Consider the following 20,879-nt stretch of genomic DNA (forward strand, 5'->3'; position numbering starts at 1 on the left):
TAACATTGAATAAATGCTTCCATATAACTATATTTTACTGAGCGCTATTAACAAGCGCTCTTTTATTTTGGTCACATTTACGTGTCTATTTTGTGGTCACAAAAAGAATATGGATATTCAAACCACCTATTTTTGACATTTTTGTATTACTGACCGATCGAAAGTCTGACCACTTTCTTCTATGATTTCTTTTTTAGTTCTTTCGTTTTGACTAATTGTCGAGATAACATCAATTGATACAGATTATTTAATTATTTCATGACTGTTTCATGTACAAAAATGCCCTCACGCTACATCCGCCTCATCCCTCTTTAATTATCTGACCTTTACATAACCTTTAGTATTTATTGTACTCCTTGAACTTTCACTCTAACAACAATAGCTAGAACTATTAGTAAGAATTTTACAAAAACAAATAATTAATCATAAATCGCAGGACCCAACTATATAGTTGAAAAGGAATGTGTTTTTAAAAAGAGAAATCAACAAGGAGGAGACAGCTATTGAAAAGGAAAATTAAATTTTTACTGCTTACTGTATCTCTAGTTTTTGGTTGCTTCTTTTTTAATCCTTCTTCATCCAATGCAGCACCTTCATCCAAAGAATACGCACCAAACCAGATTATTGTAAAATTTAAAGACCATACTTCTCTTTCTAAATCTCAAGAATTTCATAAGTCAGTCGGAGCGGAAGTGGTGTCAAAAGATGATGTATTAGGCTTTGAAGTTGTCAAATTCACTAAAGGTACTGTCAAAGATAAAATAAAAATGTATCAAAATAATCCTAATGTAGAATACGCTGAACCAAACTATTATTTCTATGCGTTTTGGACTCCTAATGACCCCTACTTTAATAATCAATATGGATTATTAAAAATTCAAGCACCACAAGCATGGGATGCACAAAGAAGTGACCCTGGTGTGAAAATAGCAATTATTGATACTGGAGTACAAGGGAACCATCCTGATTTATCATCCAAAGTTATATACGGTTACGATTACGTTGATAATGATAATCAGTCGGATGATGGAAATGGGCATGGCACACATTGCGCTGGTATTGCAGGTGCGATTACAAATAATAATATTGGTATCGCAGGTGTTGCTCCTCAGTCCTCTCTATATGCCGTACGCGTACTAGATAATCAAGGAAGTGGTACTCTTGATGCTGTGGCAAAAGGCATTAGAGAATCTGCTGATGCGGGTGCAAAAGTGATTAGCTTAAGTCTAGGGGCTTCTAATGGAGGAACTGCCTTACAACAGGCTGTGCAGTATGCTTGGAACAAAGGTGCTGTCATTGTTGCTGCAGCAGGAAATGATGGAAACACAAGACCAAATTATCCTGCTTATTACTCTGAAGTAATTGCAGTAGCATCTACAGATCAAAATGATCAAAAATCTTATTTTTCAAATTATGGAAGTTGGGTAGATGTAGCGGCACCTGGATCAAGTATTTATTCTACCTATAAAGGCAGTACGTACCGCTCATTAAGCGGTACATCTATGGCAACACCTCATGTAGCAGGTGTTGCAGGATTACTAGCAAATCAAGGATATACGAATGGGCAAATTCGCCAAATCATGGAAACTACAGCCGATAAAGTCCCAGGAACAGGAACCTATTGGAAAAATGGAAGAGTGAACGCAAATAAGGCTGTACAATATGGAAACTTATTAAATGAAAACAAAGCTTCCTAAAAAAGTTTTCTCACTATACAAACCTAGAGTTTCTTCATAATAATTGTTAAAATATAGATAATGAGATAGACATATTTTTCGACAGACCTGTTTCCGTATACAGGTCTTTTTTTATATTGTACATATTATTATAACTAAGAAACATTACATACATTTTGCATGTTCTAAAAAACGGATTTCTCCACTTGTAGCTCACAATTAAAGTATCGTGCTTTTCTCTATTATAGATGAGAGTACAAGCTAACGAATGCCAAAAAAAAGAGAAGGGAAATCCCTTCTCTTTTTAGTTCAATTACTTCTTAACTACGTTAGTAGCTTGTGGTCCGCGGTTACCTTGTTCAACTTCGAAAGTAACTTCTTGACCTTCTTCTAATGTTTTGAATCCTTCGCCTTGGATTGCTGAGAAATGAACGAATACGTCTTCTCCGCCTTCAACTTCGATGAATCCGAAACCTTTTTCTGCGTTAAACCATTTTACTTTACCGTTTTGCATGAAAAAATCCTCCTACAATGTACCTATATGTACATATTGATTTTCAACCACTTTACAAAAATAACGAAGACAGTAAAAAACTGTAACCACAAAGGAGATTTAACATTGCTTTCCTCCTTTGAAGTTACAGCTCATTTAAATCTCTATATTATTAAAAGTAAAATGGTTTAAACTCATACTATCATACCAATCGTATAAAAGTAAAGATTTTTTTATTTTATATTGTCAAACTTCACGTTAAACCATGTATGGAGCGATTTCATAACGTTTAACGGTAATAATTCTTTTAAAGGAAAATGATTATACTTTATATAGAATAAGGCCTCCTCGCTTTAGGAGACCTCACTTCTTATTTATCCATATATTTTTTATTACACGGAAAACAACTAAATGGAATGTTCTTAAAACAATGTCTGTTTGTTTCACAAATTTGTGCTATTGTAGGTTCAAATAAAATATCTACTACATTACTTTCTATTATTTCTGTTACTGGTGGAAGAATGTCACCGACTTGATATTCATAACGAATATTCGCTTGGTTGATATAATGATTGGAACCTTGTGGCGGCCCTTCTATTACAACTTGGAATGCAATGATTCTCTGTTCACCAGGATTCAAGTTCCCAACAATAAATCCTGATACTGGAGTTACATTAGGCAAGACTTCCCCATCTACTGTTACACTTCCTGGAATAAATCGAACACTATTACTAACGAGATCTTGAAAACGAATATTTTGTATCGCTATATCTCCAGTATTCGTAATGACTGTCGTATATGTGACGACATCTCCTATTGTTGCTGTTTGCAGATCTGCCATTTTCACAATAGTTGCGGAAACATTTGGCGTAATAAAGGGGATAACTACTGTATTGCTATCTTCTTCAACGGCTACAGGCGGTTGACCTGGACTTATAGTTGCGAGTCCATTTACAGTAGCAGTATTTGTAATGATTGGATTTGTCTGTCCTCCTATGACAACGACTTGAAAATTAATAATTGCCGCATCATTTGGCTGTAAGTTTCCTAACGGAATACCGGTATTTGGATTTGCAAATGGTAACGGCTCATCATTTACTGTTACAGTTCCATTTATAAATAAAGTATTTGAATCGATACGATCTATTAAAATTACATTTTCGATAAGTGCTGTTCCATCGTTTATAACAGCAATTGCATACGTAATTACATCGCCTACCGTTGCTACTTCAAAGTTTGCACCTTTTGCAATAAATAATATTGCTGTATTTACTGTTATAACTACTGTATTACTTGTATCTTCTACTATAATAGGTGGCTCTTCTGGAACTAAAACATACTCTGCCGATACATCAGCAACATTTTCGATTGTTCCCCCATCAGGAAAACTAGTAATTTCAGCCTGATATGTTACAAGTGCCGTTTCGCCTACTGGGACATTCGGTATGACAAACCCTGTTATCGGGTTCAATTCTGGTTGTAATACACCGTTTATTGTTACACTATTTGGAACAAAAGTTGCACCTTGAGATAATCGATCGATAAATTGAACAATCGTTGCATCCGCCGTTCCTGTATTCAATATTCGAACACGGTATGTGACAACATCCCCTACCCCAACGTTTACATAATCTACTTCCTTAAATAAATCTAAACTGCCCCGATTTACCGGTGTTATTGTTGTATTACTCGTATTTGTTATCGCTATTGGAGGTTCTCCTGGGACAAGTTCGAAATTACCTGTTATACGCGCAATATTCGTTATACTATTAGAAGATGGTATTGTATTTACAGTAACATCAAATGTTATGAAAGCACTTTCTCCTACATCGAGATTCGGTAATACAAAACCTTCAAATGGATTCAATCCTGGTGCCAAATTATCATTAATCTGAACGCTATTTAATATAAATACCAATCCAGCTGATGGTACATCAATAAACTGGACGTCGGTAGCAGGAACCGTTCCTATATTTATTACTTGCACTGTATATGTTAACGTATCTCCTAATCGCGTTGCTTCTTTATTCACTGTTTTTATTAGATTAAATCGGCCAAGATTTATTTCTGTAATTGTCGTATTACTTGGTTGTTCGACCACTACTGGCGGCTCTTCTGGAACTAAAGTGAAGCTTCCTGTTACATTTGCTTCATTTGTAATGCTCTCTGTTTCTGGAGCAGCTGTAACGACTACTTGAAACGTAATTTCCACTGTTTCTCCATCTGGAATATCTCCGACAGAAAAACCATTAATAGGATTCAAATCTGTCTGCGGCACTCCATTTATTGTTACACTACCCAGAATGAATGAAGCCTCAGCAGAAATGGTATCGATAAACTGAACATCGGTAGCAAGAACTGTCCCTGTATTTATAATTTGCACTGTATACGTTAATACATCACCTACAAGAGCTGCTGCTTCATTCACTTGTTTTATAACTTGGAAACTCCCTCTATTTCCTATTATAAGAACCGTATTACTTGGCTGATTCACTATGATTGGCGGTTCCCCTGGTACTAAAATAAACTCTCCTGTTACATTTGCAGTATTTGCAATTGTTCCACTTTCTGGAACATCTACAACCATTACTTGAAATGTAACTTCTACTTTCTCACCTGGGTCTATATTTGGAAGCGTAAATCCATTATTTGGGTCTAATCCTAATTGACCCACACCATTTATCTGCACACTACCTGAGATAAAACGTAAAGAAGAAGGTAATATATCAAGATATTGAATATTCATTGCTGGAACTGTGCCGACATTTTGCACGACCGTTGTATATGTGATAGTGTTCCCTTCAACAATGATCGATTGACTCACATCTTTTATAACATTTAAACCGGCTTCATTTATTTCTGTTATGGTTGTATTACTAGAGATGGTTTCTATAATAGGTGGTTCCGTTGCACTTACGTCAAATGAAGCAGTAACATCTACAACGTTAACAATTGTACTTCCTTCCGGTATACTTGTAACTCTCTCTTGATATGTGACAAGCACCACATCAGCTACTGGAATGTCTGGAAGTGGGAAGCCTGTAAATGGATTTAACCCTGGTTCTGAAATATCATTGATAACTACACTTCCCGTAACAAATTCTACCCCACTCGAGCTAGCGTCTAGAAATTGAACATTCGTTGCCGGTACTGTTCCAATATTAAAAATGAGCACATCATACGTTACTATATCTCCAACCGTTGCTACCTCTTTATCTACTACCTTTAATACAAAAATATCAGCTATATTCATAAATGTTGCAACTAAATTCGTTGATATCGTTTGCGTAATTGGCGGTTCCATTGGATTTGGTTGGGAAGTAAATGTTACATCAGCTTCATTTAATATAACCTCCTCGCTTGGGACTGATGTAATCGTAACTTGGACTGTAACAGAAATACTTTCACTAGATCCTAACGCTGAAATCACTAGAAATCCTTGTTCAGGATTTAGATTCGGTTGCGCACTTTCACCGATTATCACACTATCCGAAATAAATGTCGTCCCCTCTGGAATGGTATCTTGAAATAACACATCGGTAACAGGCGTCATTCCTACATTTGTAATGAGTATTGTATACGTTAATATATCACCAACTGTCCCAGCAGTCATATTCACTGTTTTAGTAGCTGTTACTTCTCCAGGAGGAGGTAAATGTATATCCACTACAGTTGTATTGCTAGAACTTGTTGTAGAAACAGGAGGTTGTGAAGGGTTTAATATGAACGTTGCTGTAGCAGTCGCTGTATTTAAAACAACCCCACGTGTAGATGGTGCAGCAACTGTAACTTGGAATGTTATCGTTAATGATGTTTCTGCTGCAATATCAGGAAGTGGAAAACCAATACTCGGATCGAATCCAGGTTGCAAATCCCCATTTATCGTTACACTATTTGCAACAAACGTCGTCTCCGGAGCCATGGTATCGGCGAAAGAAATATTTGTCGCTGGAACGGTACCATTATTTCGTATCACAACAGTATATGTGTACGTTTCTCCAAGTGCTGCTTGTTGAACTGATGCAAATTTTTGTATATCTAGCTGCGCTAAATTGATTTGTGTCACAACAAAGTTACTATCCATAGTCGTCGTAATAGGAGGCTGATCTGGATTGATAAGAAAACTCGCCGTTACATTTGCTTGATTCACGATATTTCTACCATTTGGAATACTCATTACAGTAACTTGAAACGTAACAGTTGCTGTTTCCCTTATTGGAATATCCGGCAGCGCAAAACCTACAGTTGGATCTAATTCCGGCTGCAACGCTCCATTGATTGTGACACTATTTGCAACAAACAGCGCTCCATCTGGAATCAAATCTTGAAACATAATGTTTGTTGCCGGAACATTTCCTGTATTTTGGATAAGAATCGTATATGTTAACGTATCACCTATCCCAGCTTCACTTGTATTTACATTCTTTATCACTTGAATTGCACCTATATTTACCCGTGTCACAACGATATTACTAATCGTCACAATTGTAATTGGCGGTTGCAAAGGGCTTACTTGAAAGCTCGCTGTAATATTTGCGTTATTTGGTAACACTCTATTAACAGGTACACTTGTAACAATCACTTGGAATGTTACAGTTACCATTGATCCAACAGGAATACTTTCAAGTGAAAAACCAATGGTTGGGTCTAACCCTGGCTGCGGCACCCCATTGATTACGACACTATTTGGCACAAATGTTGTTTCAGCTGGTATCGGATCAAGAAAGGAAACATTCGTCGCTAATACGGTACCATTATTTTGGATACGAACCGTATATGTTAATATGTCCCCTACTCCAGCCTCATTTGTATTAACGCTTTTTCTAACATTCAATCCTGCTGAATTTACAGCTGTCACAACTGTATTACTCGATGTAATTACTGTAATAGGTGGCTCTGTTGGGTTTAGAAGAAAGTCTCCTGTAATATTCGCTTCATTTATAACATTATTTCCTAATGGCATTTCGACAATTAACACTTCAAATGTAATGACCACACTCTCTCCAGCTAGGAAGTCACTTAATGAAATCCCTGTTTCTGGATCGGCACCTTCTTGTAATACATTATTAACAAATACACTATTTTCAATAAATAGTGTCCCTTGTGGGATCGAATCTTGAAACAATACGTTCATCGCCGGCACACTGCCAGTATTTATCACGTCAATCGTATACGTTAAAATATCTCCTACTGTTGCTACCTCTGTATTCACAGACTTTATCACTTCAAAGTTTCCTGTTTGCACTGTCGTATTCACGATATTACTCGTAACTGAAACTGTAACAGGCGGTTCATTGGGATCAATTTGAAAACGAGCCGTTACATTTGCTTGATTTAAAATCTCTTCATTTTCGGGATTTTGTTCAATAAATACTTGAAATGTAATCACAACCGATTGACCTGCTGGAATTTCAGGAAGAGGAAATCCGCCAATTGGATTAAGGCCGCTTTGCGCGACTCCCTTTATCGTGACAGAGTTTTCAACAAACGAAACCGCTGTAGACACCGTATCTTGAAAGAACACATTTGTTAATGGAATATTACCTGTATTTTGAACTGCAATCGTATATGTTAATGTATCCCCTACTGCCGCTTGATTTGTGCTTACTTCTTTCACTACATTTAATTCTCCAGCATTAATTTGTGTTATTACTGTATTCGTTTGTCTATTAATCGTAATTGGTGGTCGATTCGGGTCAATGATAAAACGAGCCGTTACATTCCCCGTATTTATGACCGTATCACCGGATGGGGGTGATACAATTTGAACTTGAAAGGTAATTCTCCTATTCCCCCCAGCAGAAATATTAGCAATCGTAAAGCCAGTCTCTGGATTTACTCCTGGTTGTGAAATTCCATCGATTGTTACACTATTTTGGATAAAAGTTGTTCCAGATGGGATTGTGTCGTGAAACATGATATTGGTTGCTGTCGTATTCCCTATATTTTCAACTGTAACTGTATACGTAAGAATATCGTTAATTGTTGCAAAACTTTTATCTACCGTTTTTCTCGCTCTTATATCACCTATCATAATTGTAGTGAACACTGTGTTACTTGTGGCCTGACCTGAAATAGGCTCCTGACCGGGTGTTTCGATAAAATTAAAAATTACACTCGCTCGATTGGGAATTGGATTTGGAAAAGGTGTGGATGTTACTCTCACTTGAAAGCGAACAACAATCGTTTGGGAGGGATTAATACTTCCAAGATTGATACTATTAGCAGGATTAGCACCTGGCTGCGCTATGCCATTGATCGTTACACTATTTGCAACAAATATCGCTCCGCTCGGTATACTGTCAACAAAGATTACATTGTTTGCAGTTGTATTTCCATTATTCTCAATATTCACTGTATATGTTAATACATCATTGATTGTTGCTATTGGTATATCGACAAACTTTTGTAACTGTAAATCAACAAAATTCCCTTGCGTCGTCTCTACTATATTGGAAGAAGCTGTACTTGTAATAAACGGACTTCCTACGAAAGGTTGAAATTGATAAGATACCATCGCTCGATTCAAAATCGTATTCGAATCTGGAAAATTAGTAATTCTTACTTGAAACGTCACAATTCGTGTCGTGCCATCGACTGGTATTTCTCCTAGCTGAATACCAGTCGATGGATTGGCATTTGGCAGTGTTACTCCTTCTACCGTTACACTGCCAGGAACAAATGTTGTTCCAATCGGTATATCGTCTTGCAATATAACATTTTCTGCATCTCCCGTACCGGTATTTAAAACTGTAATCATATATGTGAGAAGTTCTCCTACTATAGCACTTGTTTTATCAACAGATTTGACTGGGTTAATAATAGGACCCGTCGCATCTATTTGAACACCAAAACCAGCAGTAGCATATCCATCTCCATTCGTAACAAAACGAACCACTGCCGATGTTTGATTATTCACTAAAGCTGCTGATGCATCTACATTTGTAATGTCCCATCCTTGTCTTCTCATCTCTACCGCTCTTCCTAACGGCTGATTTAAATCCCCAAAAGTACCAGTTCGATCTAATTCTCCTCTATCATTACAAATTTGGGATTGAAAAAAATTATTAGCTGGATTTCTTCGCCACGACAATGCAACTGTACTATTAGCATCTGGCCCAAAGCGCAGCTGGTCTCCAATAATATTAGAATCCCCTTCTTGTGCAGTAACAAGCACCCTTCCTGTAACAGTTCCTGTTGCAGGGGTTGCAAATCCTGAAATAGTAGTATCAACTGGTGGAGATACAGCTTCAATAATTTCTTGTCCGGTATAAACAGAGAGATTACGAAGTGGTAAAGTACTATTTTGATAGACCACTTGAAGTGTCCATCCCGCTGAACGACTAACCGTCGCATCAACGGATACTCTTGCTGCCGGAACACGTCCCGTCGTATATGTTCCACCATCAGTAACAAAAGCGGTTACATCAGCTGAGCGAACATAATAAAATTGATTTCCTACTGAACCTTGCTGAGCCGTTGCTGGATCAGGAGTAATCAACACTTCCTCAAAAGGTGTCACAAAGGTAATAGCATCATCTAAAAATGCGGAAACATCCTCAGTATCAGTCCTATATGTTCCTGCCCAAATGAGTTCTGCATATAAAATATGACTGCCCGTTGGAATATTTAAAATTGCACTCGAAGAATTTTTTCTCCAATCATCTGTTGTTCCTGCCGGAAAACCTGGAATCTGCAAAGTTGTATCGACTGTTGTAAATACATCTATTGTACCAAAATTATTGTTAGGCGCTGGCGAGAGTGGGCTTAAACCAAGTGTGTTCCCTGTAAATGTAGCTGCACCAGGAACTGTTGTTGTAAAGCGATTGATAAAAGGCACTATATCCTCTCCTTTCCTCTAAGATAAAAAATGCTCTATACTATAAAATGAAGACAAACTATAAAACGTACATTGTCCTAAAAATTCTATACATAAGAGAGGAGTTCCATACAAAATGCGCTACGTGATTATAACAGGTACTTCACAAGGTTTAGGTGAAGCCATTGCTACACAATTATTAAAGGAACATACAAAGCTCATTTGTATTTCTAGAAGACCAAATGAACATCTTGTTGAAATAGCAAATCAAACAGGAGGTTCTTTATCCTTTCATCCGATGGATCTTCAAAATGTTCATCAATTAGAATCAGATTTTGAAACAATCTTGTCCTCTATCGAATTAGAAGATGTTTCATCTATTCATTTGATTAATAACGCTGGTATACTTGCACCTGTGAAGCCAATTGAAAAATCGGAAAGTGAACAATTAATCGCCAATGTGCAAATTAATTTAATTGCGCCTATGATTCTTACTTCTACTTTTATGAAACATACAAAGAATTGGAAAGTTGATAAACGTGTGATTAACATTTCTTCAGGCGCTGGGAAAAATCCTTATTTTGGTTGGGGAGCTTATTGTACAACAAAAGCTGGTATCAATATGTTTACACAATGCGTTGCTACAGAAGAAGCTGAAAAAGAATTTCCCGTCAAAATTATCGCCTTTGCGCCTGGTGTTGTCGATACAAATATGCAAAAACAAATTCGTCAAACAAACAAAGAAGATTTTACAAATTTAGATCGCTTTATTACCTTAAAAGAAGAAGGGAAATTACTTTCACCTGAATATGTTGCTAAAGCGGTTGTCAATCTATTAGAAACCGCAAACTTCAAACAAGGCGGCGTTATTCGTATTGATGAATAACACGTTCATAACAAAAAAGCTCGCTTATAAACGAGCTTTTTTATTTACGATTTGAATTCCTCCACTTACTTCGTTATAAGAACGCCAATATAACCATCATTTCTTAGCAGGCTATCTTCGTAGTTTTTACTATTTTCACTTAATCGGTTCTAAAAATAGTCATACTGATTCCATTATTCGTTCCTATCCAATGTCTTAATCTATTGCTAAGTCTGTATATAAAAATATTATTTTACAATCCGATAATGTCTGTAACAAGTTGCATTGTTTCTTTCTCTACTTTAAAAATGCGCTGTTTTTCTCTTTCAAAACTCTTTTCTGCTTGCTCAAATGCTGTTCTTCTTTTTAAAATCATACGCTTCATCTCTTGATGACTTGGTCCTCCATATACAATTCGTTTCTTTACAAATACTTCTGGCGATATACTATTTTCCCACTCTTCCTTTGAAAGCTTTATGTTAAATTGCTTTTGTAAGTATACGTTTACTTCTCCTAGCTCTAATTCATGCAATTCTTTGCTTTGTTTCAAAGACATTTTTGCAACTTCACTTGCAGCATGATGAGCAAGACGAAAAGGAATATGATAATTCTTTGTTAATGTGTCTGCCAAATCTGTAATAGTAATAGCGTGCTGAAATGTTCGATCTTTTAAAACTTTCTCCTCTACCTTCATTGTTCGAACGACTGCATTCATCGTACAAAATACACGAATTGCTTTTTCCATTCCCTCATATAAATACGGTTGTAAAGCATCCTCTGTATCTACAATATCGCCAAACGGCGTATTATGGATCATTTGAAAGACTGTAAAGGCTTCTCCTATCGCGCTACTAGTAAGAGCACGAGCGTGTTCAATCGATACCGGATTACGTTTTTGCAGCATAATGCTACTAATTTGCACATATGGATTCGCAACCGTGATACCGTTATATTCTTTCGTTGCAAGCAGTAAGAAATCATGTATCCATCTACCCATATTCGTCATTGTCACCATGAGTAAAGAGCTCACTTCTAACAAATAATCAGCACCCGCAACTGCATCATAAGAGTTTTCAATCACGCTTGAAAAACCAAGTAACTCAGCTACTCTTTTCCTATTAATCGGAAAACTCGTTGTAGAAAGAGCCGCTGCTCCCATTGGTGAACTATTCAAGAAATGATATGTTTTCCAAATTCTCTCCAAATCTCGTTCCATCACATCATAAACAGCTACCATATAATGACCAAATGTTGTTGGTTGAGCTGGTTGTGTATGCGTATAAGCAGGCATAATTGTATCGATATGATTATACGCAACTTGCAATATACTTTCCTGTAATAACATAAAATGCTCCATAAAACGTAATAAATAACGACGTAAACTCAGCCGGTACATTGTCACTCCCATATCATTCCTGCTTCTGCCAATATGCATATTACTAATCGTATTGTCATCTGCTTCTTTTATGATGAAATGTTCGATTAAAAAGAAAAGATCTTCATATTTCGAATTGTAATGTAGCTCGTCTTTCGGAATTTGTGCGACTTTCTCGACTGCTGTTAAAATCTCTTTTCCCTCTTGTAAACTTATTATTTTTTCCTCTATTAACATAATGATATGAGCTCTGTGAACCATAAACATATCATATAACAAATGGTCCTTTTGAAACTCAAACACATGTTTCAACACGCAATTCATATAGGTCTTTCCAGGGAACTCAATGCCTTCTTCCTCTATAAATTCCTCTTTCATTTGCTTCATTCTCTCCCCCTTCGTTAAGAGCTATTACTCCCCATCATACCCAGTAAATATAAAAAGGTGCTTGTACAAAAATAAACCAGGTGCATATTGCACCCGGTTTATTTAATAACAGTCGCATTATATTTCTCATTTTGTAAAATTTGAAAATGTAAATTTCGTAAATGCTTGCGCAATTCCGCACTATCATCTTCATTTAAATGATTTGCTAAAAACACAATTTCCGTACAATTCCCAAACTTATCTGTAGCATAAACAGCTTTTGCTAATGTCCATGGTGTATAACCATTTTTTTGTCCAGCATGCCTGAATATTTTACGGTACTTTTTCGTACTCATATCTGTCTCTACAAGATTCGCCCATTCTTTTGCCTCAGCCTTTTCAAAACCTGTCTTATGATTTGCCTTTTGTAACAAAATCATATAGTCATTTGCCGAAGCAGCTGGCAAACGATCGGACCATATCTTATCATATCGCTCTTCTAAATATAGCGGAATTTCTTTTTGTAACATCGGACCCTTGTTTTTCAAACGCTCATGAATCACCATTGCATAGTGACGATATTGCTCTTGAGACATTTCTTTTAACTTTTTCTCTATTTGATATTTAGGAACGTGTAACTCTTTATGCAAATATCCTGGAATATACAAAGACGAAACAATTGGAAATAACGGTTCATGTGAAGGAAGTGCTAAGTTTTTTAAATTTTGGTTCACATTGTCTAATCCAAGCTTTTCCATCAAGTATTCCGCATTCGCATTGGAACTAAATTTCATCATCCCTCTTGCTACTTCTTCTAAAGAAACTGCATTTTCATCTATTTTTCCTTTTCTTTGCAAATATTTTTGCCATCGTTCCTGAGCACCACCATCTGTATTTGGTACATAATAACGGTTCACATCATGAATGGAAACATAGCTATTTGGATCAATTTTCCCTTCTGTCACTTGTTTTGTAAATTCAAGAGCAACAATTAATTTCATTGTACTTGCCACCGGTAAGACAACATCTGGATTTACAGAGTACACAACTTTATCATTTCGCTTTATGAGTAAAGCGCTGTTTTTTTCATCTTTATGTTCTTCAACAAATGAAGCAATATACTGTGCATCATCATTATTGGAGCTCCAAACTTTTTTCGCTAAAAAGTTACCTGATACTAACAACATCAAAACGGCCACAATTCCTGCACAAACTATAACTTTCTTCAAGTGAAATTCCTCTCCTACTTGTATATCTTTTCTCTATTTTATATATTCATAGTCAAAATAATAGAGACGACTAATCAATAAGTCGTCTCTATTATTTTAACTTGTATGCCGCTATTATGTCTATGTCATAATTCTAACGAAATCCTTAAGAAATTTTTTATAGTGCAACGACCAACCAATTCTCACCCAATTTTTTAGCGCCTTCGCATCGGGCTGTGGCCGAAAGTCCGCAATACTTTCCCCTTTTGCAATTCCAACTGTATCCACCGTAACGCGGCGATATACATAGTCTAAAAGAGAAGGATTAGCTGCCGCCATCATGGTTACAACATCATGAACCGGACTTCCCGTTATTTTCGGATTCAACTTTTTATATGCTTTATAATAATACGTAAAAATCGGTTCAATTAATGTATGAAAACCAGTTTTTGAATGCTTCGCAAGATATTTTACTGTCTCTGGCGTTATAATCGCTTCCGAGGTAACATTAAGCGGTATTAATGTTACGTTTTTTGCATTTTGCATAACAAGCTGCGAAGCAATTGCGTCTCCATGAAAATTTGCCTCAGCAACCGGCGTAACATTCCCTGGCATTAAGAAGGCTCCGCCCATTATATAGTACTCTTTCACATATTGCATAAGCGTTTTTTCTAAAATAAAAGCTGTTGCTAACGTTGTTGATCTCCCAGCATCAACAATAATAATTTCTCCTTTGTACTTTTCCAAAATAGAAAAAAATTCACAAAAAGGTTTCACATTTGGTGAAATGCTTTTTGGAGGACGAATAGGCCCCATTCCTTCTGCACCATGAATTTCTGGATAGTACGTTGTAAATTCTCCTGACAGTGGAATCATTGCTCCTTTAATAACCGGAATATCTTCCCGCCCAGCTAAGTGTAATAAGTAGGCCGCATTACTCGTCGCTTGTTCTTGCGATACATTTCCATATCCTGTCACAACACCGACAATATCAATATCAGGATGCAACAACCCATACATAATCGCTAACGAATCATCAATTCCTGGATCTCCTAAAAACAGTACTTTCTTCATAAACTTCAACTCCATCCTATCAGTTGTTATTAATTTATGAATAGAAAAAAATTACAGAATGAAAAAGTTTATTTTCTCATAAAAAAACGCAGTGTTTTTTGTAAACACCGCGTTTTTCTTATTATTCTTTTTTCATTGTCATAATGCTGCCAAGTATGTAAGCTATTAGCGCAAAACAAATTGGAAATACTACCGTATGAATTTGGAATGGATTGGGGAACCAAAGGTGAATGATCATATAAGATCCTACTCCAACGATTATAGATGTAAAAGCACCAACCGCATTTCCTTTTCTCCAATATAATCCTAAAACAATCGGCCAAATAAACGCTGCTTCTAAACCACCAAAAGAAAATAAATTTAACCAAATTAAGAAGTCTGGTGGCTTAATCGCTGCTGTATAAACAAATAAGCCAACGATTCCTGTAATCCATAGACTCCCTGTTTTAATCGCTTTATCTGTAGCTTTTTCATTTATGTAATTTACGTATATATCCTTAATGATAGACGAACTCACAAGTAATAAGAGCGAATTCACCGTAGACATAATCGCCGCCATTGGTGCTGCTAAAAAGATTCCTGCAAGCCAAGGTGGCAATACTTCCATTGCTAAAAGTGGCATCACCTTATCAGGCACATCTATGCCTGGAAGTACAACGCGAGCAAATACACCCGTTAAATGCATGCCAATCATAATCGTTCCTACAACAACAGTACCAATGATTAATGCTTGATGCATCGCTTTTGAATTTTTATAAGACATGGCACGTACGCTAATTTGCGGTAACCCAACTACTCCAACCCCAATTAAAATCCAAAATGATGTCACATATGTTTTCGTTAAACTGCCGTCTGCTCCAAATGGTGTAATTAACTTCGGATTTATTTGCACAAGTTCATGCATAATATTTTCAATTCCGCCCCCAGCGATTACTGTTGCAATTAAAATAATTGTTGTGCCCACTAACATAATGATTCCTAGTAATGTATCGGATAATGCAACTGCTCGAAATCCACCGATTAAAACATACACAAGAACAGAAAATGTAAACAAAAATAACGATGTTGTATAGGAAAGTCCCGTTAACGATTCTATTAACCGTCCGCCGCCAACCCACTGGGCTACAGTTGCAGAAAATAAAAAAATAATAATACATAATGCCGATAAAATGACAACACCTTTATGATTATATCGCCCTTTTAAATAATCGATTAGTGTAATGGCTTCCATTTTGCGCGCAATAATAGCAAATTTTTTACCAAGAACCGTTAATACAATATAGCCGGTGACTATTTGAATCGCAGATAGTAGTACCCATCCAAGTCCCATATTGTAAGCAATACCAGGCCCCCCAATAAAACTGCTTGCACTACCATATGTCGCAATCATTGTCATTGCTAATAATAATCCGCCAAGTTCACGTCCACCAAGAAAGTATTCTTGCAAAAATTTATGATGCGCTGTCGCTTGTACACGCCGTGACGCATATACACCGATTAAAAATACAATGATAAAAGAAATTATCATTGGAATTATTACATACCAATTCATCTATCATTCCTCACTTTTTTCTTCCTCATCGAGTGGAATATCTTGAAATACAAAGCGTACAACTAAACTTAACAGGACAACCATGATAAGAAATCCAACGATACAGCTATAAAAAAACCAAGCTGGAAAACCGAATATATATGTATATTCACTCGGATCTTTACTTCCTAGTCCATAAGCAAACCCATACCATATAACGAAATTTATACAAGCAAGACCTAGACCGATTAACGCTTCCTTATGAGCAAACCGAAAACGCGAATCTTCATGATCATGTTTCATTGTCTCCCTCCTCTCACGAGGTATAATTGTACCATTCTTTTTCCCATTTTTCCTACTAGAAAGTAAAAACAAGCAAGAATTTGTATCATGATGTAAAAATCATGTATTCATTACATATTTTTTACAATTGTAACAGAAATGAAATTTGAATTTTCAGTCTTTATTATTTATGATTGAAATTAGAGGTCTTTCAACTTGTTCTTTACAACCTTGTTACAGGGATAAACGCTGTCTCGTACTGCGTTTACAATATATTTTCAAGGGGGTTATGCAATGAGTCAATTAGCTGTAAATCTTCATGAAAAGGTTGAACAGTTTCTTCAAGGAACAAAAAAGTTATACGTGAACGGAACGTTTGTTGAAAGCGTATCCGGAAAAACATTTAAAACACCGAACCCAGCAACTGGTGAGACACTTGCAATCGTATCAGAAGCTGGTCGTGAAGATATTCATAAAGCTGTAATGGCTGCAAGACAAGCTTTTGATGAAGGGCCTTGGTCACGTATGAGCGGGGCAGAGCGCAGTCGCTTGATGTACAAACTTGCAGACTTAATGGAAGAACATAAAAATGAGTTAGCTCAGCTTGAAACATTAGATAACGGTAAGCCGATCCGTGAAACATTAGCGGCAGATATTCCGCTTGCTATTGAGCATATGCGTTATTATGCCGGTTGGGCTACAAAAATTGTCGGACAAACCATCCCAGTATCCGGCGAATACTTTAACTATACACGCCATGAAGCAGTTGGTGTTGTTGGACAAATTATCCCATGGAATTTCCCTCTCCTTATGGCCATGTGGAAAATGGGAGCTGCTCTGGCGACAGGCTGTACAATTGTACTGAAGCCCGCTGAACAGACTCCGCTATCCGCTCTATATTTAGCCGAATTATTTGAAGAAGCTGGATTTCCAAAAGGTGTAGTCAACATCGTTCCAGGATTTGGAGAAACTGCTGGACAAGCTCTTGTAAATCATCCTTTCGTTGATAAAATTGCATTTACAGGGTCAACTCCTGTTGGTAAACAGATTATGAGACAAGCCTCTGAAACGTTAAAGCGCGTAACATTAGAGCTTGGTGGGAAATCACCAAATATCATTTTACCAGATGCTGATTTATCTCGCGCAATTCCTGCAGCACTGTCGGGTGTTATGTTTAACCAAGGACAAGTATGCTGCGCTGGATCGCGCTTATTTATCCCGAAAAAAATGTACGATAATGTTATGGCTGACCTTGTCCTTTATTCAAAAAATTTAACACAAGGTGCAGGGTTAGATCCGGAAACAACAATCGGACCTCTCGTTTCTGAAGAGCAGCAACAACGGGTTATGGGCTACATTGAAAAAGGGATTGAAGAAGGCGCTGAGGTGCTTTGCGGAGGCAATAAACCATTCGATAAAGGCTATTTCGTGGCCCCAACTGTGTTTGCTGACGTAAATGACGAAATGACCATTGCAAAAGAGGAGATTTTCGGTCCTGTTATTTCAGCATTACCGTTTAACGATATCGATGAAGTAATTGAACGTGCAAATAAATCTTCCTTTGGTTTAGCTGCTGGCGTTTGGACAGAAAATATTAAAAATGCACACTATATCGCAAGTAAAGTTCGTGCAGGAACCGTTTGGGTAAACTGTTATAATGTCTTTGATGCAGCATCTCCATTCGGTGGATATAAACAATCTGGTTTAGGCCGTGAAATGGGATCATATGCACTAGATAACTATACAGAAGTAAAAAGCGTTTGGGTGAACTTAAACTAATGAAAGAGCCTAGCCAAATACGGCTAGGCTCTTTCATGTTATGTAAACATAAAAAGTTATTTCACACATGCAAGCTACCGCTAACATTCTGTAATATAGAGAGCATAATTTAACGCTAAACATGCAGCTGCATTTCCAATATATTGAAGGGTTCTAATCCGACCAACTGGAATTCCGTTCTTCACTTTATCCGGTATAGTTTTCATCATATCGTATTTATAAATCCTAGACAAATAGCATTACAAGTAATTCCAAATCCTTTTTGTATAAAAAAGTCTGTTTGTGTCAAACTAAAACCGAAACATAGCATAATGCACAAGGAGATTGTGTCAAATGAACAAACAAAACGAAAATAAGAAACAAGTTTCTGATGGTATTGATGTTGAGTTCTCTCGTGAACTAGCTGACCATGATGACCTAGAAGCAAACGCGCGTGCAGCCGCCGCCGATGCACGCCAAAAACGCCAATCGACAAAAAAATAAATCCTATCTTTCATTCTTTTCAATTGGGACCTACTACCCACGAAAATAAACCGAGAAATACTCTCGGTTTATTTTCGGTATTTGTTTATATAATGTGCAAATGTAAGTAATGGATATATATAAGAATAACTATGATAACGAATATAAAATCCATTTGGTAATCCTGTTCCTGTAGGATATTCTTGATGACTCGTAGGGCGCTCTAATAAATAAGAAATTCCTTTTCGAATGGCTGGTGTTTCTTTATCATAATAAGCAATAAGAGCATCAATCGCCCATGCAGTCTGGGAAGGAGTACTAAAGGATAGTGGAACAAATCTCTTTTCTATACTACTTCGGCAAGATTCTCCCCATCCTCCATCGCGATGTTGTATACGTTCTAACCATATAATTGCCTTTTTTAAAGCTGGATGTGTATTCGCAACTCCAACAGCTCGCAATCCTGTAAGAGCAGCCCACGTACCATATATATAACTGATCCCCCATTTTCCGTACCATGATCCATTGTTCTCTTGCGCATTCATTAGCCATGTAATCGCTCGGTTCTTTTGATGATCTTGTAATTCATGAGGAGCATACGTCCCAAAAAACTCCAAAACCCGCCCTGTAATATCGGCAGTAGAAGGATCTGTCATCATATCACCAGCATTTTCTAATGGTAAATGTGTCAGAAACCGATTTGTTACCCCCTTTTCAAAAGCAGCCCATCCTCCGTCTTTATTTTGTAATCCTTTAACCCAGTTCACTCCTTTTTTCCAAGCCTCCTCTATTCTTCTATTTCTTTTTCGGCTTCGTGCTAACGCTCTTAAAGCAGCAGTTGTATCATCAACGTCTGGAATTGTTGTATTCACATCTGAAAACCCCCATCCTCCAGGAGAAAGTGTAGGTGCATGCAAACTCCAGTCTTTCTTTTCATGCTGTTGTCTTTGCAATATATATTCTGTTGCTGTTTGAATCATATGTGTGCTCTCATTTACATTCGCTTCTTGTAATGCATAGCTTAGTAAAGCCGTGTCCCATACGGTAGATGGAGAGTTTTGTAAATGAATGCCCGCTTCCATATTCCATTTGTATGTTCGGAGTCCTGCGACTGCTTGTTGAATAAGGGGAGATTGAATGTGATGTCCTAGCGCAAGAAGTGCATAAATCATATAAAATGTAGCGCTCGCATAGCTATATAATGTACCATTTCTGTCAATCCTCTCGATCATAAAGCGCTCTACTTCCTTGTCCCCTTTATGATGAAGAGATAAAGGATACGTTACAAATTTTTTCACTTCTCCAAGAATCGTTTCAAATAATGATGAGCGGTCCTCCCGAAACCATTCAGACTTACTGTTTCCTGAAATATGATCTAAATTTGGAAGTATGTTTTTTGATACAGTAAATCTTTTGTTCATACAAATCATCATTGGCATAAGATGAATACGTGCAGAACTACTGAGCTCAAATATGCTAAGTGGGGAATCTTCAGGTAAGAATAAAATAGGAGTTGGAAAATAAAACATTCTAGGATATCCATATCCTCCGTGAAGTGCTAATAAAAATTTCGTCATAAAATGAGAACGTGCAATCCCTCCTCTTTCTTGAATAAAAACTTCGGCACGCTTCATATTGATGTCTTCTTTCGTATACATGCCAGATGCAAGTAACGCCGCATATACTTGAATCGTAGTAGATACGTTTCCAGCACGGTCATCTTCATATAACTTCCAAGTTCCTTCATTTGTTTGTAAAGACATTAACCTTGCTACAAACGGCTCTATTTCTTCTTCCTTTTCTAATAATCGAAGTAAAAAAATCATATGACAATCTGTTAATGGCGATCCTTCAAAACAAAAGCGCCATGCACCATCTTGCTGTTGCATTGTATGAAGCGCAGTGATTTTCCGTTCTATTTCTTTACACACTTTTCCGTATAATAACAC

Annotated in this window: 12 protein-coding genes and 1 pseudogene; 4 read left to right on the forward strand and 9 right to left on the reverse strand. The window is 37.0% G+C overall.

Annotation, left to right across the window (positions count from 1 at the left end):
• The first annotated feature begins 503 nt into the window (after positions 1-503).
• Entirely contained in the window at positions 504-1,697 is a 1,194-nt protein-coding gene (locus MR058_RS07545; RefSeq protein ID WP_242143379.1) for a S8 family peptidase, read from the forward strand.
• Positions 1,698-1,989: 292 nt separating this feature from the next.
• Here MR058_RS07545 and cspB read toward each other — a convergent pair whose 3' ends face one another.
• A complete protein-coding gene (gene cspB, locus MR058_RS07550; RefSeq protein ID WP_012094664.1) occupies positions 1,990-2,190 on the reverse strand; it encodes a cold shock-like protein CspB in 201 nt (66 codons plus the stop codon).
• Between the two features lie 349 nt (positions 2,191-2,539).
• Entirely contained in the window at positions 2,540-10,009 is a 7,470-nt protein-coding gene (locus tag MR058_RS07555; RefSeq protein WP_242143380.1) for a DUF7507 domain-containing protein, read from the reverse strand.
• Positions 10,010-10,124: 115 nt separating this feature from the next.
• Between MR058_RS07555 and MR058_RS07560 the strand changes: the two genes are divergently transcribed.
• Positions 10,125-10,874 (forward strand): (S)-benzoin forming benzil reductase, encoded by a 750-nt coding sequence (locus MR058_RS07560; RefSeq protein ID WP_242143381.1) that lies wholly within the window; start codon positions 10,125-10,127, stop codon positions 10,872-10,874.
• Positions 10,875-11,106: 232 nt separating this feature from the next.
• On the opposite strand, the gene argH is transcribed toward MR058_RS07560, so the two are convergent.
• From argH to MR058_RS07585, 5 genes are all read right to left on the reverse strand, one after another.
• Positions 11,107-12,615 carry an argininosuccinate lyase gene (gene argH, locus MR058_RS07565; protein WP_242143382.1) on the reverse strand — a complete coding sequence of 503 codons (1,509 nt, stop codon included), beginning with the start codon at positions 12,613-12,615 and terminating at the stop codon, positions 11,107-11,109.
• 98 nt (positions 12,616-12,713) lie between these two features.
• The gene (locus MR058_RS07570) at positions 12,714-13,823 is read right to left on the reverse strand and encodes a serine hydrolase (protein ID WP_242143383.1); all 1,110 of its coding nucleotides are present in this window, start codon (positions 13,821-13,823) and stop codon (positions 12,714-12,716) included.
• A 120-nt stretch (positions 13,824-13,943) separates the two neighbouring features.
• Positions 13,944-14,876 (reverse strand): nucleoside hydrolase, encoded by a 933-nt coding sequence (locus MR058_RS07575; protein ID WP_242143384.1) that lies wholly within the window; start codon positions 14,874-14,876, stop codon positions 13,944-13,946.
• 121 nt (positions 14,877-14,997) lie between these two features.
• On the reverse strand, positions 14,998-16,428 hold the full coding sequence (gene panF / locus MR058_RS07580) for a sodium/pantothenate symporter (protein ID WP_242143385.1): 1,431 nt from the start codon (positions 16,426-16,428) through the stop codon (positions 14,998-15,000).
• A 3-nt stretch (positions 16,429-16,431) separates the two neighbouring features.
• On the reverse strand, positions 16,432-16,710 hold the full coding sequence (locus MR058_RS07585; RefSeq protein WP_242143386.1) for a YhdT family protein: 279 nt from the start codon (positions 16,708-16,710) through the stop codon (positions 16,432-16,434).
• Between the two features lie 273 nt (positions 16,711-16,983).
• Between MR058_RS07585 and MR058_RS07590 the strand changes: the two genes are divergently transcribed.
• On the forward strand, positions 16,984-18,468 hold the full coding sequence (locus tag MR058_RS07590) for an aldehyde dehydrogenase family protein (RefSeq protein WP_242143387.1): 1,485 nt from the start codon (positions 16,984-16,986) through the stop codon (positions 18,466-18,468).
• An 80-nt stretch (positions 18,469-18,548) separates the two neighbouring features.
• Here the strand turns inward: MR058_RS07590 and MR058_RS07595 are convergent.
• A pseudogene (locus MR058_RS07595) lies at positions 18,549-18,757 on the reverse strand (SDR family oxidoreductase); the annotation flags it as partial.
• Between the two features lie 44 nt (positions 18,758-18,801).
• Here MR058_RS07595 and MR058_RS07600 point away from each other — a divergent pair.
• On the forward strand, positions 18,802-18,951 hold the full coding sequence (locus MR058_RS07600; protein ID WP_242143388.1) for a YfhD family protein: 150 nt from the start codon (positions 18,802-18,804) through the stop codon (positions 18,949-18,951).
• 68 nt (positions 18,952-19,019) lie between these two features.
• Here MR058_RS07600 and shc read toward each other — a convergent pair whose 3' ends face one another.
• Positions 19,020-20,879, reverse strand: a complete 1,860-nt coding sequence (gene shc / locus MR058_RS07605; RefSeq protein WP_242143389.1) for a squalene--hopene cyclase — start codon at positions 20,877-20,879, stop codon at positions 19,020-19,022.

Source organism: Bacillus cereus group sp. BfR-BA-01430, assembly GCF_022663115.1.
Lineage (GTDB): Bacteria > Bacillota > Bacilli > Bacillales > Bacillaceae_G > Bacillus_A > Bacillus_A cereus_BD.